The 23,862-nt window shown below is 57.6% G+C and carries 14 protein-coding genes and 1 pseudogene; 12 read left to right on the forward strand and 3 right to left on the reverse strand.

The window, feature by feature from the left end; translation table 11 throughout:
- Positions 1-107 precede the first annotated feature (107 nt).
- Complete coding sequence (tkt, locus tag QWI18_RS15345; RefSeq protein ID WP_192135033.1) at positions 108-2,105, reverse strand: transketolase; 1,998 nt, start codon at positions 2,103-2,105, stop codon at positions 108-110.
- Between the two features lie 258 nt (positions 2,106-2,363).
- Between tkt and QWI18_RS15350 the strand changes: the two genes are divergently transcribed.
- The 5 genes and pseudogenes from QWI18_RS15350 (at position 2,364) to QWI18_RS15370 (ending at position 14,459) form a co-directional block, all read left to right on the forward strand.
- Complete coding sequence (locus tag QWI18_RS15350) at positions 2,364-3,362, forward strand: metalloregulator ArsR/SmtB family transcription factor (protein ID WP_192135035.1); 999 nt, start codon at positions 2,364-2,366, stop codon at positions 3,360-3,362.
- A 17-nt stretch (positions 3,363-3,379) separates the two neighbouring features.
- Complete coding sequence (gene metK / locus QWI18_RS15355; protein ID WP_065991235.1) at positions 3,380-4,570, forward strand: methionine adenosyltransferase; 1,191 nt, start codon at positions 3,380-3,382, stop codon at positions 4,568-4,570.
- Positions 4,571-4,967: 397 nt separating this feature from the next.
- A pseudogene (locus tag QWI18_RS15360) lies at positions 4,968-5,069 on the forward strand (hypothetical protein); the annotation flags it as partial.
- A gap of 37 nt (positions 5,070-5,106) precedes the next feature.
- Positions 5,107-5,940, forward strand: coding sequence for a hypothetical protein (locus QWI18_RS15365; RefSeq protein WP_369319195.1), 834 nt, complete (start codon positions 5,107-5,109; stop codon positions 5,938-5,940).
- A 527-nt stretch (positions 5,941-6,467) separates the two neighbouring features.
- Positions 6,468-14,459: a Tc toxin subunit A gene (locus tag QWI18_RS15370; protein WP_369319196.1), complete on the forward strand. Its 7,992-nt coding sequence runs from the start codon at positions 6,468-6,470 to the stop codon at positions 14,457-14,459.
- A gap of 90 nt (positions 14,460-14,549) precedes the next feature.
- Here the strand turns inward: QWI18_RS15370 and QWI18_RS15375 are convergent, their stop codons facing one another.
- Positions 14,550-15,170 (reverse strand): LysE family translocator, encoded by a 621-nt coding sequence (locus QWI18_RS15375; RefSeq protein ID WP_192135043.1) that lies wholly within the window; start codon positions 15,168-15,170, stop codon positions 14,550-14,552.
- 190 nt (positions 15,171-15,360) lie between these two features.
- Here QWI18_RS15375 and ligB point away from each other — a divergent pair, with 190 nt between their 5' ends.
- Both ligB and QWI18_RS15385 read left to right on the forward strand, forming a co-directional pair.
- A complete protein-coding gene (ligB, locus tag QWI18_RS15380) occupies positions 15,361-17,046 on the forward strand; it encodes an NAD-dependent DNA ligase LigB (RefSeq protein WP_192135045.1) in 1,686 nt (561 codons plus the stop codon).
- A gap of 59 nt (positions 17,047-17,105) precedes the next feature.
- The gene (locus tag QWI18_RS15385) at positions 17,106-17,525 is read left to right on the forward strand and encodes a DUF1090 domain-containing protein (RefSeq protein ID WP_192135047.1); all 420 of its coding nucleotides are present in this window, start codon (positions 17,106-17,108) and stop codon (positions 17,523-17,525) included.
- 198 nt (positions 17,526-17,723) lie between these two features.
- Here the strand turns inward: QWI18_RS15385 and QWI18_RS15390 are convergent, their stop codons facing one another.
- On the reverse strand, positions 17,724-18,110 hold the full coding sequence (locus QWI18_RS15390; RefSeq protein ID WP_192135049.1) for an MAPEG family protein: 387 nt from the start codon (positions 18,108-18,110) through the stop codon (positions 17,724-17,726).
- A 307-nt stretch (positions 18,111-18,417) separates the two neighbouring features.
- Here QWI18_RS15390 and QWI18_RS15395 point away from each other — a divergent pair, with 307 nt between their 5' ends.
- From QWI18_RS15395 to QWI18_RS15415, 5 genes are all read left to right on the forward strand, one after another.
- Positions 18,418-19,239 carry a DeoR/GlpR family DNA-binding transcription regulator gene (locus QWI18_RS15395; RefSeq protein ID WP_192135051.1) on the forward strand — a complete coding sequence of 274 codons (822 nt, stop codon included), beginning with the start codon at positions 18,418-18,420 and terminating at the stop codon, positions 19,237-19,239.
- Positions 19,240-19,323: 84 nt separating this feature from the next.
- Entirely contained in the window at positions 19,324-20,346 is a 1,023-nt protein-coding gene (gene ltnD / locus QWI18_RS15400) for an L-threonate dehydrogenase (RefSeq protein ID WP_369319197.1), read from the forward strand.
- 10 nt (positions 20,347-20,356) lie between these two features.
- On the forward strand, positions 20,357-21,649 hold the full coding sequence (otnK, locus tag QWI18_RS15405) for a 3-oxo-tetronate kinase (protein ID WP_369319198.1): 1,293 nt from the start codon (positions 20,357-20,359) through the stop codon (positions 21,647-21,649).
- The gene (locus QWI18_RS15410) at positions 21,646-22,308 is read left to right on the forward strand and encodes an aldolase (protein ID WP_369319199.1); all 663 of its coding nucleotides are present in this window, start codon (positions 21,646-21,648) and stop codon (positions 22,306-22,308) included. The genes otnK and QWI18_RS15410 overlap by 4 nt, the downstream gene beginning before the upstream one ends.
- 84 nt (positions 22,309-22,392) lie before the next feature.
- Positions 22,393-23,850, forward strand: coding sequence for an SLC13 family permease (locus QWI18_RS15415; RefSeq protein WP_192135056.1), 1,458 nt, complete (start codon positions 22,393-22,395; stop codon positions 23,848-23,850).
- Positions 23,851-23,862 lie beyond the last annotated feature (12 nt).

The raw sequence follows: 23,862 nt of genomic DNA on the forward strand, positions 1-23,862 counted from the left end.
GAGTGGTACAGAGAACCTGCAAGCGCGTGGCTCACCCCTCGATCTGCCAGGCTCAGGCAGCAGATCTCAGGACAAGCCACGCGCCTGCAAGGGCAACGCGGTGGTGCTTAGTCTTCCAGCAGCTCTTCAGCCGTGGAAAGGACGTTCTCCAGCGTGAAGCCGAACTCTTCGAACAGCAGGTTGGCAGGTGCCGACTCACCGAAGGTGGTCATGCCGATCACGCGACCTTCCAGGCCCACGTATTTGTACCAGTAGTCAGCGTGAGCCGCTTCGATGGCGATGCGCGCGCTGACTTCCAGCGGCAGGACCGACTGCTTGTACTCGGCGCTCTGGGTCTCGAAAACGCTGGTGCATGGCATGGAAACCACACGGACATTCTTGCCGTCTGCGGTCAGCTTGTCGTATGCCTGAACAGCCAGGCCGACTTCGGAACCGGTGGCGATCAGGATCAGATCCGGTTCGCCGCTGCAGTCGCGCAGTACGTAGCCACCGCGGTTGATGTTTTCAAGCTGCTCGGCATCACGCGCCTGATGTTGCAGGTTCTGACGGGAGAAGATCAGCGCCGATGGGCCGTCATCACGTTCAATCGCGTGTTTCCAGGCGATGGCGGATTCAACGGCATCAGCCGGGCGCCAGCAATCCAGGTTCGGCGTGGTGCGCAGGCTGGTCAGTTGCTCGATCGGCTGGTGAGTCGGGCCGTCTTCGCCCAGACCGATGGAGTCGTGGGTGAACACATAGATGATGCGTTTCTTCATCAGCGAGGACATGCGCACGGCGTTGCGGGCGTATTCCATGAAGATCAGGAAGGTCGCGCCGTATGGCACGAAACCGCCGTGCAGGGCGATCCCGTTCATGATCGCGCCCATGCCGAACTCACGCACGCCGTAGTGCAGGTAGTTGCCGGTGGCGTCTTCGCCGGTGATGCTGCGGCAGCCTTTCCAGATGGTCAGGTTGGAACCTGCCAGGTCAGCAGAACCGCCGAGGAACTCAGGCAGCAGCGGACCGAAGGCGCTCAAGGCGTTCTGGCTGGCCTTGCGGCTGGCGATGGTTTCGCCCTTGGCGTTGACTTCAGCCACGTACGCGGCGGATTTTTCGGCGAAGTCAGCAGGCAGCTCACCGCTCATGCGGCGGATCAGCTCGTTGGCTTCGGCAGGGAAGGCAGCGGAGTAGGCAGCAAAACGCTGGTCCCATTCGGCTTCGACAGCCAGGCCTTTTTCCTTGCCGTTCCACTCGCTGTAAATGTCGGCCGGGATTTCGAATGGGCCGTGGGTCCACTTCAGCGCGGCGCGGGTCAGGGCGATTTCGTCAGTGCCCAGCGGAGCGCCGTGGCAGTCTTCCTTGCCCTGCTTGTTCGGCGAACCGAAACCGATGGTGGTCTTGCAGCAGATCAGCGTCGGCTTGTCGCTCTTGTGAGCGGTGTCGATGGCGGTTTTGATCTCGTCGGCGTCATGGCCGTCGACGTTGCGGATGACCAGCCAGCCGTAGGATTCGAAGCGCTTCGGGGTGTCGTCGGTGAACCAGCCCTCGACTTCGCCGTCGATGGAAATCCCGTTGTCGTCGTAGAACGCGACCAGCTTGTTCAGGCGCAGGGTACCGGCCAGCGAAGCCACTTCGTGGGAGATGCCTTCCATCATGCAGCCATCACCCATGAACACGTAGGTGTGGTGGTCGACGATGTTGTGGCCTGGACGGTTGAACTGGGCGGCGAGGGTCTTCTCGGCAACCGCGAAACCGACGGCGTTGGCGAAACCCTGACCCAGTGGGCCGGTGGTGGTTTCAACGCCCGGGGTGTAGCCGTATTCCGGGTGGCCCGGTGTGCGGCTGTGCAGCTGACGGAAGTTTTTCAGATCTTCGATGGACAGGTCGTAACCGGTCAGGTGCAGCAGCGAGTAGATCAGCATCGAGCCGTGGCCGTTGGACAGGATGAACCGGTCGCGGTCGGCAAACATCGGATTGGCTGGGTTGTGCTTCAGATAATCGCGCCAAAGCACTTCAGCGATATCCGCCATGCCCATCGGGGCACCCGGGTGGCCGCTATTGGCCTTTTGCACGGCATCCATGCTGAGGGCACGAATGGCATTGGCTCGCTCACGACGGCTTGGCATCGCTGATCTCCTGGGGCAGATAAAAGTGGGACCGGAAAAAGGCGGCCATTTTCCCTCAGGCACCCTCCGGGGGCAATGACAGATCACACACCATCGGTGTTTTCCTCTGCTGCTGGCGTGTTTTCGTACACCGCACCCAATGCCCGACGGCAAGCGGCAGAATCACGGCGCCGGGGTGCCGCCACTGATCGACCAATATCAAAACTTTTTGATATTGGCCTTGCGACAGCCCCGGTCGATAACTAGACTGCCTGCCTTATGAATCTTCGCGTGCCTGCCATTAGCCATGATGAATGCGACGAGCTGGCTGCCCTGTGCAAAGCCGGCGGCGATCCGCTGCGGCTGAATGTCTTGCGCGCGCTGTCGAACGATTCCTTCGGCGTGCTGGAGCTGGCGCAGATTTTCGCCATTGGCCAGTCCGGCATGAGCCATCACCTCAAGGTACTGGCCCAGGCTGACTTGGTAGCGACGCGGCGTGAAGGCAACGCGATCTTCTATCGACGCGCCCTGCCCCACACCGAACACACCGGCGGCAAGCTGCACGCGGCGATGCTTGAAGAAGCCGACAATCTGCGCCTGCCCGATGATGTACAGACCCGGATCGGGCTGGTGCATCGGCAGCGGGCCAACGCCAGTCAGGACTTCTTCGCACGCACTGCCGAGAAATTTCGGGCCCAGCAGGACCTGATCGCAGGACTGCCGCAATACCGCGACAGCCTGCTGTCGTTGCTGGACAAGCTGAGCTTTCCCGCCGACGCCACGGCGATAGAAGTAGGGCCCGGGGATGGCGGTTTTCTGCCGGATCTGGCGCGGCGTTTTCGGCACGTTACGGGGCTGGACAACAGCCCGGAAATGCTCGATCTGGCGCGCAAGATCTGCACGCAAAAGGCGCTGGTTAACGTCGAGCTGAAACTGGCCGATGCACTGACCAACGCTAATATCTCCGGCAACTGCGTGGTGTTGAATATGGTGTTGCACCATTTCGCCGCGCCCGCCGAAGCGCTCAAACATTTGGCCAACCTGTTGCAACCGAGCGGTAGCCTGCTGGTGACAGAGTTGTGCAGTCATGACCAGAGCTGGGCCAAGGAGGCCTGTGGCGATCTCTGGTTAGGCTTCGAACAGGAAGATCTGGCCCGTTGGGCCATCGCTGCGGGGCTGGTCCCCGGGGAAAGCCTGTACATAGGCTTACGTAATGGTTTCCAGATCCAGGTCCGCCATTTTCAGCGACCGGCTGGCAACACTCACCATCGGTACTAATCAGGAAAACCGTCGAGATGAGCGAATACTCCCTTTTCACCTCCGAGTCCGTGTCTGAAGGACATCCGGACAAAATCGCCGACCAGATCTCCGATGCGGTGCTGGACGCCATCATTGCCCAGGACAAGCAGGCTCGCGTTGCCGTGGAAACCCTGGTCAAGACCGGTGTGGCCATTGTTGCCGGCGAAGTCACCACCACCGCGTGGGTCGACCTGGAGCAGATCGTTCGTGACGTGATCTGCGAGATCGGCTACACCAGCTCCAACGTCGGTTTTGACGGTGCGACCTGCAGCGTGATGAACATCATCGGCAAGCAGTCCCCTGACATCAACCAAGGTGTCGACCGCGCGAAACCTGAAGATCAGGGCGCTGGCGACCAGGGCCTGATGTTCGGCTACGCCAGCAACGAGACCGCCGAGCTGATGCCTGCGCCGATCGCGTTCTCGCACCAGCTGGTGCACCGCCAGGCCGAAGCCCGTAAATCCGGCCTGCTGCCATGGTTGCGCCCGGACGCGAAATCCCAAGTCACGTGCCGCTATGAAAACGGCATCGTGGTGGGCATCGACGCCGTTGTTCTGTCGACCCAGCACAACCCGGAAGTGTCCTACAAAGATCTGCGCGAAGGCGTGATGGAGCTGATCGTCAAGCACGTGCTGCCGGCCGAACTGCTGCACAAAGACACCCAGTTCCACATCAACCCGACTGGCCAATTCATCATCGGCGGCCCCGTGGGCGACTGCGGTCTGACCGGTCGCAAGATCATCGTCGACAGCTACGGCGGCATGGCCCGTCACGGCGGCGGCGCGTTCTCCGGTAAAGATCCATCCAAGGTCGACCGTTCGGCTGCGTACGCTGGCCGGTACGTTGCCAAGAACATCGTCGCCGCCGGCCTGGCCGAGCGCTGCGAAATTCAGGTTTCCTACGCCATCGGCGTTGCACAGCCGACGTCGATCTCGCTGAACACCTTCGGCACCGGCAAGATCAGCGACGACAAGATCGTCCAGTTGGTCCGCGAGCACTTCGACCTGCGTCCATACGCGATCACCACCATGCTCGACCTGCTGCACCCGATGTACCAGGAAACCGCAGCCTACGGCCACTTCGGCCGCACGCCGCAAACCAAGACCGTGGGCGACGACACCTTCACCACGTTCACCTGGGAAAAAACCGACCGCGCCGACGCATTGCGCGCCGCTGCCGGTTTGTAATACCTGCTGGGTGCATTGCGCCTAGCGGCACCCGGTAAGAGAAAAGCCCCTGGCGATGGAAGTCGTCAGGGGCTTTTTTTTGCTTATTGCCCGGTTAATTAGCGTCAAACGGATAACTGGCCACAGGATTTACCGGTATCGGCCTAAACCAATTGGCAATGAGTGTTATCGCGACCGGCGATAACGAGCTTCAACCCTTTGATTCACTTGTCATTTCATTCAAGTACATCTCATCAGCAATTTCGGTCGATCCCTGCACTTGTCTCTACGCTGGATTAATAACTGCGAATCTCGCAATTCATCCAGCGTAAAAGGAACTCGATCATGGACGACACCACTACTTCAGTGGTTTACGGAAAGCTATTTCCCGACCAAGTCGCTGACAGATGCTCCTCCGATGCACTTGAGTGCCAATAACTGTCCCATTGCCTACCTGCACGCGCTGTATCAGATGGCGTTAGGTGTTGAAGCGAAGGGCGATCCCCAAAGCAGGATTACTCTCGCCGAGAGGAGGCCGGATATCGGTGAACGAGTGCTTGATCAAGGCAGCCTTTTATCGGCGGCTTACGCCCAGCAGTCTCAATCACGCATGGCTGAGTTATCAAAAAGCACTCAAGCTAATCGGTTCGCTGCCAGAGCGGGTTTCAGTATCGCGATGGGTTGCTGACCCGCTCAAGAATATACAAAGCTGGTCATTTCGGACGCGCAGTAACGAGCGGATTATTAATGCGCGAAAAACGGTGGAGCAAAGACTGTTCAATCTTCGCCACGGGCTGACCATTGACGGCAGGATATTACCCGCCATCGGCTGGCAAACCGAAGGCACAGATGGTCTCAGCATCACCCAGCGCAACGTCGATCATGTGATGAGCACCTACAACAGTGGTCGAGCTCCAGTGGAAATGGAGAATGCCTATCTGCATAGCCGAGAGCGCCGCCTGACGATCAAAAAGACCATCGATATGAAAGGCAAGCAAACGGATGCTGCATGGCTGGCCACGATAAGCGGCTTGGCCACCACGCCTATTACCCTGGAGCTCAAGGCTGTCGATTTAGACAAAAACTACCCAGGTCATTATCTGTGTCAACTCAAGCACGTTTCTATCTCTTTCGTCATGACGTCGAGTAGTGGCATGGCCTTGGAAAACATCATTGCCATTCTGACTCAAGTAGATAGCACAACGCTGGTCGAACCCACTGAAGAGGGGTTGGGTTATCTCTACAACGCGACAAAAGCGCCGCCGGAAATCAAGCGCAGTTTGCGCGCTAACCAGCAAATTGCATCGTCGTCTCAAGTCGCTGATGATGGATTGGGACTAGGCAAGGATGGCTGGATGTATGAGCTGTTGTTCCGTGACGGCCGTTACTAACCATTTGAAGGTTCGGCTGCCATTTCCCGCTGGGAACTGAGTTTTCCGGACGCTGAATTTGCGAGGCCACTCATCAGCGCCGACAAGAAAACCGCTCTCGTAAAAATCCAGATTCACCTTGTTTAGACAGCGGTAGAAGGAGGCAATGAATTCACTGAAAAAGTGAAAGCCATTATGCCAACCTGATAGTTGGCAGCAGCACCTTAAAGCAGCTGTTAGCTGGAAGACCTATGAAATCCCTCAAACGAAACTCGTTGGGGATTTCTGTACACTGAAAACTTATAAATATATAGCGGAGTGACGCTGCCCTGCACTCCAGCAACCTGGGAGTCAAGAAAGCTTTATAGTTAGACACATTCGCGATTACTGTTATAGCGACAGGCGATAGCCGTAGCTAATCCACTGTTTCATATAGCCTTTAGCAAATAGCACTTCGTCTGGCATTTCTACAGATCGCGGCCCCCGCGTCTACCCTGAGTATTAGTTGCGATCCCGCAATCTAATCCCGCGTGTATAGGAATACGATCATGGACGACACAATCACTTCAGCCGTGTTCAGAGAGCTCTTTCCCGAACAAGTCTCCGATACATGCTCTTCTGATGCACTGGAGGCCAATAACAGCCCGCTCGCCTATCTTCACGCGCTTTACCACCAAGCACTAGAGCTTGAAAAGCTTGGCGACGCCGCTACTCAGATCAGGCTCGCCACACGGCGCCCGGATATAGGCGAACGGGTACTTGATGAAGGCAGTCTTGAAGCCCACATACCCGCGCTAACCCTGGTCATAGAGGCGATGACACGTGAGGCAAAACTCCACGTAGGGGACAAAACCGTCCTGTCAGAGCGAATCGCCAACGCACAGTACCCTGTGCAGTTACCCTTTCATTATCCCCTTGAACAAATCAACGCCGTACTTAGCGTTAGACAGTCCTCCCTGTTTAATCTGCTACAGCAGACTGATTATGCCTACCCCAACTTCGTTTACGGAAACCTACGAACCGATCAACTGCGTAATATCATGCGCAAAGCCACCGGATTCAGTCCCGCACTGCAAGCGTTATTGCTGGAAAAAAGCGACAGCACAGTTGCCGACTTTTTGCTAAAGCGCTACGGCGTGACAGGCACTGCGGAGCACGCGCTGGAACGATTGAGTGATGTCGAATTTCTTGCGCGGCAAACAGGGTTGAAGCCGGAAGATATTGTTGATTTGCTCGCTGTGTCCGGCGTAGCAGACGAGGGCCAGGAGGCATTTACCGCTGTTAAACAGTCAAGCGCCTACTTGCCAGCCGGTAAGAACACGGCGCCGATCGCGGGACACATTTTCGGCGCAGCTTTTATCAATAACGCCACTGCCCCCGCCCTTACGCTGCAAGACACGTTAAGCGGAGCAGGTATCTCACTGCGAATCAAAGGCGCCAATGCGGACCACCTCGGCCGCATCCACAAAATCATTCACCTGCAACACGCCCTGCAGTTGCCCTACTCGGAAGTAGATCTTCTGGTCATGGCCGCGCTGCGCGCGGAAGGTCAGACCAAAGACTTCACCATTACGGAAAACACCCTCAGGGCATTGGGCGTATTCAAACACCTGCGAAATGAATATCAGATTTCTGCCGAGCAATTCGCGGCGCTGATAGATGAGGTGACGCCTTATGCCGTAGGTGAAACCAAGCCGTTTCTCAATAGAGTTCTTGATGGCCCAGTGGCAGGCACGCTGGCAGAAATCGATACGCCGCTGGTGCTCGATGCACGGGTGTTTGAACTCCCCACGACCACGGGCGTCGAGAATGCTGCACCAAACCCCGTGATCGCTGAACTCTGCAGAGCGTTCGCGCTTGAAGAGAACGTGGCAATTCTATATCTGAACCAGATCAAACGGACGTTGGGCGTGAAACAGCATGCCCTGACGCTTGGGGTCTTTTCGTCGTTATACCGTCTTACTCGATTGCCGCGACTTATGCGCCTGGGCATGAACGAGGGCGCCAGCCTGATCGCACTGCTCGACGCCGCTAACCCTCAGGTCATGGCACAACTGGCTGGCAAACCGGTGATTGCCAGCGATGAAAAGACGACCGACGTCCTCGATGTATTGATTGGCCTTGCGAATCTGGACCACTGGCTGCGCGAGCACAGGATCACGCCGACCGCGCTTTTGAGTTGGCTCACGCCCTACCCCGCTAACATACCCGCCAGCCTTAAATCGTATTTCGCTTTGGATGCGCGCATCCAACGCACCGTTCTTGACGCTGTCCCGCGAATCAAATCGTCACTGGTCACCGAGTCGGGCCTCGCTCAGACCGCTGGGGCGGGTGTAATGCTCATATCGGGTTCATGGCTGGACACGCTGTCCGCTTACATTGACAGCAGCGGCCTTATTAAATCGTTTGCCCTGGAGACCTCCGGTCCCCTCGCCAGTCAATTGACCGAGGCGATGGTAGGCAAAGTTGCTAGCACTTCCGGCCTGCTCATAGCCAAAGCCAATTTGGTGGAGATAGCTGATGGTCTTGGGTCGCTCATACAAAACGCAGTGATCGCCCAAGAAGATGCGGTAAAGCACATCATTGGCGCAGCGTTTGGTAAATCGAACGATGTCCTGGCCCTGAAGCCTGAACATGCTCTGCCATTACTGCAGTGGGTGAGCGTCTCGCGCCTTGAGGTCCTCGCTGGAATCCTCGAAGCAGAATCCGGTCCACCAGAGCAATCCGGTGCGACCGCAAATGGCCTTGATGTCGCGCTATGGAGCAATCTCGCTCGCCATGCGCAGGTGATCAAGCATTTCAAGTTGAGCGCAGCAGGCTTGAGCGCGCTGCTGAATAAGCCCGAATGGTTTTCGCTTGAACAAACCACGCTGGATAACACGGCGCCGTCAACAGTGCTGCCTGTGTTGAATCTCGATCTGTGCTACCAGATCGGGCATTACCACGACTGGGTGTCCAAATGTGAAGAAAATGGTTTTGAAGAGAAAGACGCGCTGGCCTTCTTCGGCAACATTCCAGCCGCCGACGATACCGAGGCAGTCGTCGCTTCGTCCCAGCGTTTAGGAAAATTGACGGGCTGGTCCGAGAGCGAAGCCTTGTCGCTGATGTCTTCGTTGCAAAAAGTGAAAGAACATCCGTTGGAAGCAAGTCTATTGTCAGCACAGCCCGTCAAGGCCGTCGCCACATTTGATGACTTCCTAAAATTGCTCAAACCTGCTGAGAAAGCGCTCTACGATCGCTGGGAGCAAAGGCCCAGAGGCGCAATGGCCGAATTGCTTAATTTGTACATGTTGGAAAACAGAACATCGAGCGGAGGCACAGAGGCTGACATTGAACGCGGAATGTACGACAAATTCAAAACATTCATGAGCGATAACCCGGCGCCTCTGCGAGTGTTTGCGAGCCAATATTTGCCAGAAACGAAGCCTACCCTGTGGAAAGAAATGGAGCTATATCAAAGAAATAAATCTCCGCTGACCTTGACGAAATATGACCCGGAAAGTTTGGAGCCTGAGTTAGGAAAGCTTGAGCCTCAAGTAGCATCAGGTCTGAAAAGCACCTTAAGCGACATTGATTACGTGCTGAGATCACAGCGCCTTTGCACTTTGACGAAATTGCGGTTCCGTTCAGTTCTGGACATGTACAGGCTTGACAGGAACGCGACATTTGATGCGTATCGAAATACCGCGCGGCTGTTACTGGGTGCATGTAGCGAGATGGAGTCAGCGTCGGTCCAGTCACTCTTGCAGGAAAAGTGGCGTGATGCATTGGCGGGTTACCTGCTAGGACATTGGGCGCCCTCCACTGACGCTACCAAAACGCTGATTAATTCGTTCGATGACCTGTCCAACTACTTTCTGACAGATATCCTGGTCAGCTCAGCTGCCACTACCTGCGTTGCCATTAAGCATATTGCCAGTCTGCAGCATTATTTGCACAGGCTGTTTGCCCGTCTGGAACCTGGCTATGTGAATGCCGCAATTCCGGAAGCCGCCTCGACGGTGTGGCGAGAGTACATGAGTGAATATGGACTATGGAAAATCTGGAAAACTCAGATCAACCACCCGGAAAATTTAATTTATTATGCAAACCGGCCAAATAAAACCGCCGCATTCCAATCCCTGGAAGTCGAGCTCAACCAAGGCAAGCTTGATCCCGCACTACTGCAAACTGCCATTACCAGCTACCTGACTAAGTTTGAACAGACCAGCAACCTGCAGGTTGTTAGCGGGTATTTGGACGGCGTAGATCCTAAAAGCGACACTTATCATTTTATTGGCAAGACCAACACGTCGCCCCCTGAGTACTACTGGCGCTCGGTAGACATGGGCCTGCGTGATGACAAAGAACGCTTGAGCCCGCTGGCTTGGACGGAGTGGGAAAAGATTAGCGTCGCACCTGGTGGCCAAATCACACAAAGCAGCTACAGAGAGACAACAAGGGACAAGAAGACCATCAAACACACTTGTGACACGATCCGCCCGGTGATGATCGAGGGGCGGCCTTATGTATTTTGGGTTGAGCGCGGGACGGTAGGCCTTCCCAGCGCCGATGAGAAAAACCAGACGCCTACCAAGTTCAAGAAGCTGACCGTTCAGTACATTTACAAACAAAGCGATGGTTTTTGGTCACCGCCTAATGAGCTTCTCTGCCTGGATGGTACAAAAGACGGGGAACGTTTGCCGGATGCAGATAATGCTTATCTGAAAGACGATACCTATGTGCCCGGCCTGGTCGCACTGGTGGACTCGGAAGGAGAACGCGCCAAGGATCCTTGGTTGAGAGTGATGCTCTATGACTGCGCCTATACCGCCCAAAACGAAACGGCAGAGGCCGCGAGCTGCGGAACTTTTCACAAAGATTATTTCATCGAGTCTAGGGACTTGCTGCTCATTGATAAGAAAGAGTCCTCGAGCGGGAAAATCGCGGAATCTTTCAGCAAATCAGCTTATAAAGCTTTCGGTGATATCAGAAAGATCCAACACCCGGACTCGATGAATAAAAACGGGATAAATCGTCGCGAGCAAGAATGGGGCATGATACTTTTTGCGCTAGAAAAATATAATGAACACTCGCTATCAACCCCAAATTTTAATCCGTGGGTAGTAGATGAGATTTACAATTACCTGGACAGTGGCGCAGGCAGTGAACTTATAGATAAACCCACAGGATTTCACGAAAAATTCGCCAAAGCATATCCTTTCTTACTGCAACTTCCTTTCTGGGCTGTCGACAGCACAAGATTTAAAATTGTTGAGATCACCGTTAAAGGAATGACGGGCGGTGTGACAGTCGAAGACGTTAGTACCCTTGAAAAAATCCCCCTAGTAGCACCCGGCACTCATAATAAACAATCCTCTTCCGAAAAGAATCAATTCTTTGCAAACTTAAACTTGCCCATGACGCTAGACGCAGCACGCAAACGTGAAAACGTGATACAGATCACTGCTCACTACCCTAAATCAATCATAAAAAAATCTGTCGCCCCAACGGTTAGTTATATTGGTATCAATGCTGAATTTTCTTCAGCCCTTTGCCATTATAGAGTCACCTGCCAGCAGAACAACATCTCTTATACCCCAGGAGAGCCATGCACCCTCCTGATCAAACTGGAAACCACCGATAAAAAATTTATTCGCGTGGGTTACTCGGTAACCGCCCACCAACAATGTATCTCTGAACAGTTTGATCCTGACGAGACAACCACCATCAACCTTCAAAGCAGGACTTACAGCGTTAAGCTAAAAAAAGCCGACTATTTGTTTGAAGAAAGTTTCAGGATAGAGCTTTTCACGCTCCCTCCGAAACTTATAAAGTCGTTGCCAATGCAAATAATCGTCAACCCGGCAGCCTATGAAAAGATAGACCTCCGACTGTATGCCAAGGGACCTAACGAGAACTCCTTCAGTAGATTGACCGAGGAAAGCGTTGTGGCCAACGGCCAAGCGGTTATCAGCCAGGAGTACATTTGTGCAACTTCGGGCCCTTATATGTTTGCTCTTTGTGAAGCAGGCGATCCCATGCAGAACGTCTTCTCCACTTTCGACTTCCAGACGGCGGATTTGGAGGAGGAGTGGAAGATCGCGATAAAAAGGGATGACCAACAAGCGCAGTACCTGGACTTGAGCTCAGTCGCCGAGCGCAGCCCCGTCCTCCCCTCAAACGCCATTCGGCTAAATACGTTATTTGGCAAACAGCTGGTGTCCCGCGCAACGCGCAGTGTTGAACGCGCACTTGAATGGGAGGCGCAATGCATTGAGGAACCGACTATTGATGACAGCATCCCCACGCCTCGGGTCGACTTCCATGGCGCCAATGGCGCGTATTTCCGCGAATTGTTCCTGCATTTGCCGAATCTCGTAGCCACTCGCCTGAGCGAACAACAACAATTCGATGAGGCTGAGCGTTGGTACACCCAGTATTTGTTCGACCCCTACAGAACACAGAAAGACGAAAAACAGCGTCCGCCCTTCTGGAACACCCGTCCCCTCGCGGATGCGGGGACAGGTACCTCAGAGTTGCAAAAGGTGGTGAACCCCACGACCAGAGCTTTCATTCTGTCGCGATACAACCGGCAAGCGGTGTTCCTTTCGATGGTGGAAAACTGGCAGCGCCAGGGCGACCATTTTTACCGTCAACTTACCCCGAGCACGCTCAATCACGCTTGGCTAAGCTATCAAAAAGCGCTGAAGCTGATCGGGCCCTTACCAGAGCGCACGGCGGTGTCGCGTTGGGTGCCTAACGCACTGAGCCAACTGGAAGGCTCGGCATTCCGTATGCCGATCAATGAACGCGTTATAGAAACGCGGAAAATAATCGAACATCGCCTGTTCAATCTACGCCACGGCCTGACGCTGGACGGAAAACTGCTGCCGGTCATGGACTGGCGCACAGAAGGCACAGACCCTTTCGGGTTCGCCCAACGAGGCATCGGTCATCTCATCAGCAGCTACAACAGCGACCGCATGCAAATACCGGCCTACCGGTTCAGACAGTTGATCCCCATGGCCCGAGCTGCGGTACAGCAACTTCAGGACATGGGTCGGCATTACATGAAGCTGATGGAGGATGAGTTCAACACTACCCTTTCCGTGCTGCTAAAACAGCAGGAGATCAGAATCTCCGATTTCACATTAAGACTTAAGCAGGAGGCAATCAACTCGGTCAAGGCTAAAATGGAAACATTGTTGATAAGCAAGGAGATAGCGACTTTCAAGAAGGATCACTTCACAAATCTGATTGAAGTTGGGCGGTCTGCAAGGGAGGAGGCGGCAACAGGCCTGCAGTGGACGGCGGCAATACTGGAAAACACTTCAATGCCGCCAAAGCTTCTTGCCAGTGCAATCAAGGCAGTGGTGCCGAACATTTATGGCTTGGCAGTCGGCGGAAATGAACCTTCAAAAACCATTGACACGTTCTCTGAGTTGGCCGAAATCGGTGCTAAAGCCTCCAAGTATCTTGCAGACAAACTCCTTGTTGAAGCGGGCTACGAACGCCGGGCGAACGGATGGACATTCGAACAGGGCCTCGCAGCGTTGGATATTCAGTCCATCGACCTGCAGCTGAAAGAAACCAATATCGAACTAAACGTAGCCACCTTATCTATGGATGAGGCCCGTACCTATCGCAAAAACCTCGAAGAAGCCCACATGGCCATGACGACCGGCTTCACCATCATCCCCATCTACAACTGGCTCGTCGCCCGTCAGGAACTGCTCTATGCACCAGCCTATGACGCCGTCTTGTCGTTGTGCCTGAGCGCCGAAGCCGCCTGGCGTTACGAGATCGGCGATTACAAACGACCTGCGTTTGTTAAGACCAGCGCATGGATCGACTCCTACAAAGGCATGCTGGCGGGCGAGTCGTTGCTGGTCGATTTGCAGGAAATGGAAAATGCGTACCTGCAAAGCAATGAGCGTCGCTTGACGATCAGAAAAACGATCAATATATGGGAGGCGCAGACTGATACAGGTCTCAAGATCCTTAAGGGGCTGAAGAGCACCCCTCTGACATGCGACATTAAATCCGCCGACTTCGACCGGAGCTATCCTGGCCATTACCTGCGGCAGCTCAAGCACGTATCGGTTTCGTTCGTAATGGCTGCCGAAGCCGGCGATACCATGAAAGAGGTCAGCGCGATTCTGACCCAAACCGACAGCACGACGCTGATCGAGCCTGTCAAAGATGGGGCTGAGCATCTTTACGGTCTAGCCACCAAACCACCTGCCAGCGTTAAACGTAATTTACGAGCGCAACAGCAAATCGCCCTATCGTCAGGCACTGCAGATGACGGATTGGGTTTTGGGCCAGGGGATTGGGTATATGAACTGATGTTCCACGATGGCCGGTATTTGCCATTCGAGGGCACCGGTGCGATATCGCGCTGGCAGCTGAGCTTTCCTGACGAGCAATTCGTCAAGTCATTGGTCAACGGGGATAAAGCGCTGGTTAAGAGCATCCAGCTTCATATGGTCTACACCGCAGTAGACGGCGGTAAAGACTTCACTGACAAGGTGAAAGCGCTGCGAGACAAGCCGTAACCGCAACAAGCGCCACGTCGGGGGTCATGATCATTTCATGGCCTTTGACGATTACCTGGATTCAGCCCATTTCCGTGGGCTGAATACGTATTAACCCCGCCGCGCCACCAATAAAAACGACGCCGCACTCGCCAACAACCCCGCACACCCCCGATTGAACAGCCGCTTGCCACCCGCCTGGGCAAACAACCGACGCGCATGCACCCCCATCCAGCAGTACAGCGCGATGGCGATACATTCCAGCACCAGAAACATCGCCCCCAGTTGTGCGAACTGAGTGGTGACCACGCCGGAACGATCCACAAACTGCGGCAGGAACGCCGTAAACAACAGAATGGCTTTGGGATTGCCGATGGCGACCAGAAACTCCTGGCGCGCCAGTCTCGTCACTCCGGCCTGCGCGCCGGCTTCGACATCGTGCGCCTCGCATGGCGCTCGCCACAGTTGTAACGCCAGATAGAACAGATACGCCGCCCCCACAATCTTGATCGTATGAAACAGCCACTCGGACGTATGCAGCACCGCTGTAAGCCCAACCGCTGCCAGCGCGATCATGATCGCGAATGCCAGCAACCGACCAATGCCGCCCGAACAGGCACTGATAAATCCGTAGCGCGACGCATTGCTGATGGAGAGCAGATTGTTCGGGCCCGGCGCCATGTTCAGGGCGAAACAGGCGGGGATGAAAACAGCGAGGGTCGACAGGTCCATGGCAGTGTCTCTTCCAGTTGCCGGGATGAAACATCATTTTGCACTCGTGGGCGCGCGGCTCAAGGCACAGCTGCGCGGGGAATCAGGGCCTGGCTGTATCGGTACGAGACAAACGCGGTAACCAAGGCGCGATGAAACACCCATCGGGAAAACCTAGCCTTGCAGTCCCTCCCCCGGCAAGGACGCTCCGATGCTGCTCTCCCTTCGCGCAATGGTCCTCTGTGCACTGCCTCTTCTGGCCATCCATGCAAACGCGCAAACATGCCCCGACTGGCCACCGGCCAAAGCCCGAAGCGAGATCCTTTCGCTGCAAACCCAGATCACCCAATGGGACGACAGCTATCACCGCCAAGGCGTGTCTCTGGTGGCCGATGAGTTGTACGACCAATCCGTTCAGCGACTCGCCGATCTGCGCAGTTGTTTCGCCGCCACTTCGGCGTCGCCTTCCAATCCGCTGAAAACCGCGCGCGGTTCCGTCGCCCACCCCATCCCTCACACAGGCCTGACCAAATTGCCGGGCGAGGCCGCCGTTCAGGCATGGCTTGAAGGCCGAAGCGATCTATGGATTCAGCCAAAAGTGGACGGCGTGGCGGTCACGCTGGTGTATGTCGACGGGAAACTGGTGAGCGCCATCAGCCGGGGCGACGGGGTTTTCGGTCAGGACTGGACCGGACATGCCCACCAGATCGAGGCGATCCCTCGCCATCTCGCCTGGGAAAAGACCGTGATCCTCCAGGGCGAGTTGTATTGGAAGCTGACAGATCACGTTCAGGCAGACGCCGGCAGTCTGAACGCTCGCAGCAAAGTGGCCGGGCTGCTGGCGCGTCACGCGATCAGCGAACAGGAAGGCGCGAATATCGGGCTGTTCGTCTGGGACTGGCCAGAAGGTCCGTCGGACATGACCGAGCGATTGGCAGGGCTCAGGGCCATGGGTTTCGAGGACAGCGCGCGCTTCAGTGAGCCGTTGGAGGGTTTCATTCAGGCGAAAAACTGGCGAGAGCACTGGTACCGTTCGCCGCTGCCGTTTGCCACCGATGGCGTGGTTATGCGGCAGGGCGAGCGTCCGTCAGCCGAGCGCTGGCAGGCGAAAGCGCCTTACTGGATCGCGGCGTGGAAGTACCCGTTTGCGCAGGCGCTGGCCGAGGTGCGCAAGGTTCATTTCAACGTCGGGCGCAGCGGCAAGATCACGCCCGTTCTGGATGTCGAACCGGTGCGCCTGGATGACCGCATGATTAATCGCATCAGCGTCGGTTCGTTCAAGCGTTGGCAGGAGATGGACATTCGGCCTGGGGATCAGGTCGCAATCAGCCTGGCCGGGCTGACGATTCCGCGGCTGGATGAGGTGGTGTCGCGAAGCGTCGAGCGGGCGCCGCTGAGCGTTCCGCGCGCTGAGGATTTTCATTCGCTGAGTTGCTGGCAGCCGGTCGAGGGCTGCGAAAGCCAGTTCCGCGAACGGTTGAAATGGCTGGGCGGGAAGAAGGGGTTGGCGCTCAGCGGCGTAGGGCCGGGCACGTGGGATAAGTTGATTCAGGCAGGGCAATTAAAGGGTTTGTTGGGCTGGATGACCCTCGATGGTGCACAGCTTGCTAACATTCCCGGCATGGGCGAGCGCAGCAGCGCTAAACTGCTGGCAAGTTTTCAGGCTGCACGCGATAAAACCTTTGTCGTGTGGCTCAAAGCCATCGGTTTACCGCCGGCCACGGGCGTTGATCTGGGTGATTCGTGGGCAGCGCTGGCCTCGCGAAGCGTCGTTGAATGGCAGGCCGAACCCGGCATTGGCTCGGGACGTGCGAAGCAGTTACATGCATTTTTTCAAGACCCGCAGGTGCAGGCCCTAAGCAGGCAGCTGAAGGACGAAGGCATCAACGGTTTTTAGTATTTTCAGGGCCGCATGATGGTGTAGAGCGTGCGGCTACGTGTATTCAAGGAGTATCCATGAAATTCCTGACATCCCTTTTTGCATTCACCGCGTGCGGGTTTCTGGCCGCACCCGTGTTTGCAGCCGAGCAGGCGCCGGAACCGTCCGGATGCGCCGCGAAGCGCCAGGACATCGCCACTCAGATTGAGAGCGCCAAAGCCGCCGGCAACACCGATCAACAGGCCGGGCTGCAAAAAGCCCTGAGCGAATTGAACGCCAACTGCACCGACATCGACCTGGTCAAGCAGCAGGAACAGAAGGTGCTGGATGCCAAGCGTGAAGTCAGCCGTCGCCAGGCGGACCTGAACAAGGCCATGAGCAAGGGCGATCCGGAGAAAATCGACAAGCGTAAAGACAAGCTGGCCGAGTCCCGCAAGGAACTGCAGGACGAGCAGGAAAAACTGGAGAAGGTGCAGCCCGACGAGGATGACGAGTAAGGTCGTCTGCGGGCCTGTGTCTTTTTGTGTGGGAGTGACCGGGGTGGCGCTCCACCTGGCCCGCGAGGCGGTATCAGACCCATCGGATTTGCAGCTACTACACTGGCCTCTTCGGGAGCAAGCTCCCTCCCACACAAGCTCCCTCCCACAGTAGCCAGGTGCGCCAACTGACCGCGCAGCGTCAAAAGCGCTGAGCGATCAGACTGAGACGCCAAACAACGCAATCACCAGCCCAAGCCCGACGATCCAGGCCAGCGAACGCAACGTCGCGAGATCCGCCAGATAGAAGATGATGTAGAGCAGGCGGCTGGTCACGAACAGCACGGCGAGTACGTCGATCGTCACCAACTGCGCCACGCCGGCGACGTGGGCGATGATTACGCCAGCGGCAAACCCGGGAATCGCTTCAAAACTATTGAGCTGCGCATTGTGGGCGCGGCGCGGGAGACCTTCGAGGCGGTCGAGAAAGTCCCGGGGGTCATGATTGTGCCGTGCACTGAATTTGCCGCTGCTGAACTTGGCAATGCCAGCGCACCCTATCGGCAACAGAATCACGATCAACACACACCAAAACGCGACGGTCATACCTGCATCCTTTTTTAGAATTTGAGCTTCATTAGAAAACGCCCATCTACAGCCTAAGAGCCACGGCCCGTCGAAAGGTTCTTACAGGCAACGAATGCAATCGTAGGACCGGCTTTAGCCGGGAAGGCATCACCCGCCACACCGCAAATTTGATGGCGCACACACCGGCCCCTTCCCGGCTGAAGCCAGTCCTACAGAGAACAACCCGCGTGCAGTTTGCTCGTCGTTACTGCCACCGCCATCCCGATTGGCTAAGATGCCAGCCACCCAGCCGACCGCGGCTGTATCTCGTTGCCCAGGAGCCTGCATGTCCAGCGAAGAAGACGCCACCCTCAGTGGCGCAGCGCCGATGATTCCCGATCAGCGCCGGGAGTTGATGCTGCGTCAGCTGCGCAAGCATCAAGTGCTGAGCGTGCATCAGCTCATGGACATGTTCGACTGCTCGCACATGACCGTCCGCCGCGACATCGCGCTGCTTGAGCAAAGTGGCCGTGCCTATTCGGTGACCGGCGGGGTGCGCATCGCCAGCCAGGTTCACAGCGAGCCGAGTCATCAGTCCAAGGCAGTGGTCGAGCTGCCGCACAAACAGGCGATGGCCAAACTGGCCGCCAGCCTGCTGCACCCCGAGATGACCGTGTACCTGGACGCCGGCACCAGCACGCTGGAAATTGTCCCGTACATCGTCGCGCTGGCGGGCATGACCGTGGTCACCAACGACTTCGGCGTGGTCAATGCACTCGCTGACGCAGCCCACGTAGATGTGATTCATACCGGCGGCTTGCTGGACCACCCGAACCGATCCTGTGTCGGCGGGCTGGCAGCGGCGACGTTGCGGCAACTGGCAACCGATGTCGCGTTCATGTCCACCAGCTCATGGGATCTGCAGCGAGGCACGACCACGCCCTCCGCGCTCAAGGTTGAGGTCAAGCAAGCGGCGATGCAGTCGGCGTCGCGCACAGTGTTGCTGACGACCAGCACGAAATACGGCACGTTCGGCATGTACAAGGTCGCCGGTCTGGAGCAGTTCGACACGATCATCAGCGACGACCGCCTCGCCCACGGCGCAGCGGACAGCATTCGAGGACTGGGGGTTGAATTGATGTTGGCGTCGGTGGACCAGCCACGCTAATTCAGCGCGCTTCTACAGTCGATGGTTACCAGGCCTCAGTCTCGACTGGGGCTTTTTTGTGCCCGACAGCAGCAATGTTAATTTTTGTTAATTCAAAAAAGCTCTTCACATTATCCGATCACGGGTTCACTATCTTTAACAGATCAGAACAAACACCGTTCGAGTGCTGATGAACTTCGGCGCTCACCCGAGGAGAGATTCATGAATAACAAGAATGTCGGCGTCATTGGTCTGGGTGCGATGGGCCTGGGCATTGCGCGCTCCCTGCTGCGCAGCGGCTTCAACGTTCATGCCTGTGACGTGCGCGCGGCCGTGACCGAGCAATTCGCCAGCGAAGGCGGCGTTGCCTGTGAATCTCCTGCGAGCATGGCCGCTGCCTGCGACGTGATCATCACCGTCGTGGTCAATGCCGAGCAGACCGAAACCGTATTGTTCGGCGACAACGGCGCAGTCGCCGCCCTGCGCCCGGGCAGCCTGATCATCGGTTGCGCCACGGTCGCACCGACCTTCGCCATCGAACTGGGTCAGCGCCTCACCGAAAAAGGCCTGCTCTACCTCGACGCGCCGATCTCCGGCGGCGCGGCCAAGGCAGCTGCTGGCGAGATGACCATGATGACCTCCGGCCCGGCTGATTCCTACGCCAAGGCCGACGCGATCCTCAACGGCATGGCGGGCAAGGTGTATCGCCTGGGCGACGTTCATGGCCTGGGTTCGAAAGTCAAAATCATCAATCAGCTGCTGGCCGGCGTCCACATCGCCGCCAGCGCCGAAGCCATGGCCCTGGGCCTGCGCGAAGGCGTAGACGCGGACGCGCTGTACGAAGTGATCACCAACAGCGCCGGTAACTCGTGGATGTTCGAGAACCGCGTGCCGCACATCCTCAAAGCGGACTACACGCCGCTGTCGGCCGTGGACATCTTCGTCAAAGACCTGGGCCTGGTGCTGGATACCGCCCGCGCCAGCAAATTCCCGCTGCCGTTGTCGTCCACCGCCCACCAGATGTTCATGCAGGCCTCTACCGCTGGCTTTGGCCGCGAGGATGACTCTGCCGTGATCAAGATTTTCCCGGGCATCGAACTGCCCACCGCCAAGCCTGAAAACAACTGAGATGACGCTGATGAGCACCACGACTCCGCGCCCTCTGTTGGGCTGCATTGCCGATGACTTCACCGGCGCCACCGACCTGGCCAACATGCTGGTGCGGGGTGGAATGCGCACCGTGCAGAGCATTGGCATCCCGAGCGCCGAAAGCCTGGCTGAACTGGATGCCGACGCCATCGTCATCGCGCTGAAATCCCGCACCACGCCGGCGGCAGAAGCGGTTGAAGAATCCCTCGCCGCGCTGCACTGGCTGCGTGATCGCGGCTGTGAGCAGATCTTCTTCAAGTACTGCTCGACGTTCGATTCCACCGCCAAAGGCAACATTGGCCAGGTCAGCGATGCGCTGCTCAAGGCGCTGAACAGCGACTTCACCCTGGCCTGCCCGGCGTTCCCGGAGAACGGTCGCACGATCTTCCGCGGCCACTTGTTCGTGCAGGACCAACTGCTCAGCGAATGCGGCATGCAAAACCATCCGCTGACGCCGATGACCGACGCCAATCTGGTGCGCGTGCTGCAATCCCAGACTACGCAGAAAGTCGGCTTGCTGCGTTACGACAGCATCGCCAAAGGCGTCGACGGCGTGCGTGCGCGCATCAAAGAGCTGCGTGCGGACGGCGTGGTCATGGCGATTGCCGACGCATTGTCGGACGCTGATTTGTACACGCTGGGCGAAGCCTGCGCCGACTTGCCGCTGCTCACCGGTGGCTCGGGTCTGGCGCTCGGTCTGCCGGGTAATTTCCGCAAAGCGGGCAAGTTGCGTGACATCAATGCGGCGAAGCTTGAGCACGTCGACGGCGGCGAAGTGGTATTGGCGGGCAGCGCATCGGTCGCCACCAACGGTCAGGTTGCCGCCTGGCTTGAGGCCAAACGGCCTGCCCTGCGCATCGATCCGTTGGCACTGGCTGACGGCAAACCGGTGGTGGCAGACGCATTGGCGTTCGCCCGCGATGCCGGGCAAACCGTGTTGATCTACGCGACCAGCAGCCCGGAAGAAGTCAAAGCCGTGCAGCAAAAACTCGGCGTCGAACGCGCCGGCGCGCTGGTCGAAGACGCGCTGGGGCAGATCGCCCGCGGCCTGCTTGACGCGGGCGTGAAACGCTTTGTCGTCGCCGGTGGCGAAACCTCCGGTGCCGTGGTTCAGGCGCTGGGCGTGAGCTTGCTGAAGATCGGCGCGCAGATCGACCCGGGTGTTCCAGCGACCATCAGCAGCGGCGCGACGCCTCTGGCCCTGGCGCTGAAGTCAGGGAATTTCGGCGGCCGTGACTTTTTCGACAAAGCCCTCAAGCAGCTGGCAGGGAGTGCCCAATGAGCAACGTAACCAGCCCTTCAGTGAGCGCCGAAAACAAGCAGCGTGAAGAAATCTGCGCCATCGGCCGTCTGCTGTTCGGACGCGGCTACACCGTCGGCAGCGCGGGCAACATCAGCGCGCGTCTCGACGATGGCTGGCTGATCACGCCAACCGACGCCTGCCTGGGGCGCCTCGATCCCGAGGCCATCGCCAAGGTCAACCTGGCCGGCGAATGGGTCTCCGGGGACAAGCCGTCGAAGACGTTGGCCCTGCACCGTCAGGTCTACGACCGCAATCCCGGCGTTGGCGGCGTGGTGCACACCCACTCGACGCATCTGGTTGCGCTGACCCTGGCCGGCGTCTGGAAACCGGACGACATCCTCCCGCCCATCACGCCGTATCAGGTGATGAAGGTCGGGCACATTCCCTTGATTGCCTACGAGCGCCCCGGCTCGCCGAACGTCGCTGAACAAGTGGCGAAACTGGCGAACAGCGTGCGTGGCGTGATGCTCGAGCGACTCGGCCCGGTGATCTGGGAAAGCTCGGTCGCCAAGGCTTCTTATGCGCTGGAAGAGCTGGAGGAGACCGCACGCCTCTGGCTGATGAGCAACCCCAAACCTGAACCGCTGGACGCAGCCGCTTTGGAAGAACTGCGCCAGACGTTCGGCGTGAACTGGTAACCCCAACGGCGTTTTGATCGAAAACCGGCCCTCCGGTTTTCGGCGGACCGGCCTCGCCGGAAAACAATAACAACGGGACACAACATGACTCCTCTATTCCTCATGATCGTCGCCGGAGCGGGCATTGCGCTGTTGCTGCTTCTGGTCCTTAAATACAAATTCCAACCGTTCGTGGCGCTGATGCTGGTCAGCATCATCGTGGCGCTGGTGGCCGGGGTTAAACCAAGCGACCTGGTGGCGACCATCGAAGGCGGCATGGGCAAAACCCTCGGCCACATCGCGATCATCATTGCCCTTGGCGCCATGATCGGCCGCATCATCGAACTGTCCGGCGGCGCCGAGGCGCTGGCCAAGACGCTGATCAACCGCTTCGGCAACCGGCGCACGCCGCTGGCCCTGACCGTCGCGGGGTTCATGGTCGGTATTCCGGTATTCTTCGAAGTGGGCGTGATCATCCTCATGCCGCTGGCCTACGGGGTTGCCCGTGCCGCACGTAAACCGCTGCTGGTTTACGCGCTGCCGATGTGCGCAGCGCTGCTGTCGGTGCACGCCTTCCTGCCGCCGCACCCGGGCGCCGTCGCAGCAGCCGGCCAGCTGGGTGCGGACCTGGGTCGCGTGTTGATGTTCGGGCTGCCGATGGTGGGCATTCTGTGCCTGATCGGTTACCTGATTGCCGGGCGCATGACCCGCAAGGTCTACCCGATGACCGACGATATTCGCAGCGAAGTGTATGGCTCCCACGTCACCAACGAAGACCTGGTGGCATGGGCCAACAACGATTATTCGCGGGTGTCTGAAGCGACCCACACCAAAGAACTGGGCCTTGAAGAAAACGCCAGCAGCCTGGCGGCACGCCTGCCGAAGGCGCCGGCGCCGGGTGCAGGCATCATCATCGCGCTGATTCTGCTGCCGATCATTCTGATCCTGCTGGGCACACTGGCGACCACGATGTTGCCGGCCGACTCAATGCTGCGCAGCGTGCTGACCGTTCTCGGCGCGCCGCTGGTGGCACTGCTGATCGACACACTGCTGTGCGCATGGCTGCTGGGTTCGCGCCGCGGCTGGAGCCGCAGTCAGGTGTCCGATGTCGTGGGTTCGGCATTGCCCGGCGTGGCGATGGTGATCCTGATTGCGGGTGCTGGCGGCGTGTTCGGCAAGGTGCTGGTGGATACCGGTATCGGCGCAGTGGTGTCCGAAGCACTGCGCAACACCGGGCTGCCGGTTCTCGCGCTGGGCTTCCTGCTGACGCTGCTGTTGCGCGCCGTGCAGGGCTCGACCACAGTGGCGCTGGTCACCACGGCCGGCATTCTCAGCCCGCTGATCGCCACGCTGAACCTGAGCGCCAACCACATGGCCCTGCTCTGTCTGGCCATGGGCGGTGGCGGTCTGGCGATGTCGCACATCAACGACGCCGGTTACTGGATGTTCACCAAACTGGCGGGCCTGAACGTTGCCGACGGCCTGCGCACCTGGACCTTCCTGGTGACCATTCTGGGCACCCTCGGGTTCTTGATGACGCTGCTGCTCTGGCCTTTCGTCTAACGGCTTCAACTA

Origin of the sequence: Pseudomonas sp. W2Oct36, from assembly GCF_041060465.1 — a bacterium.
Lineage (GTDB): Bacteria > Pseudomonadota > Gammaproteobacteria > Pseudomonadales > Pseudomonadaceae > Aquipseudomonas > Aquipseudomonas graminis_B.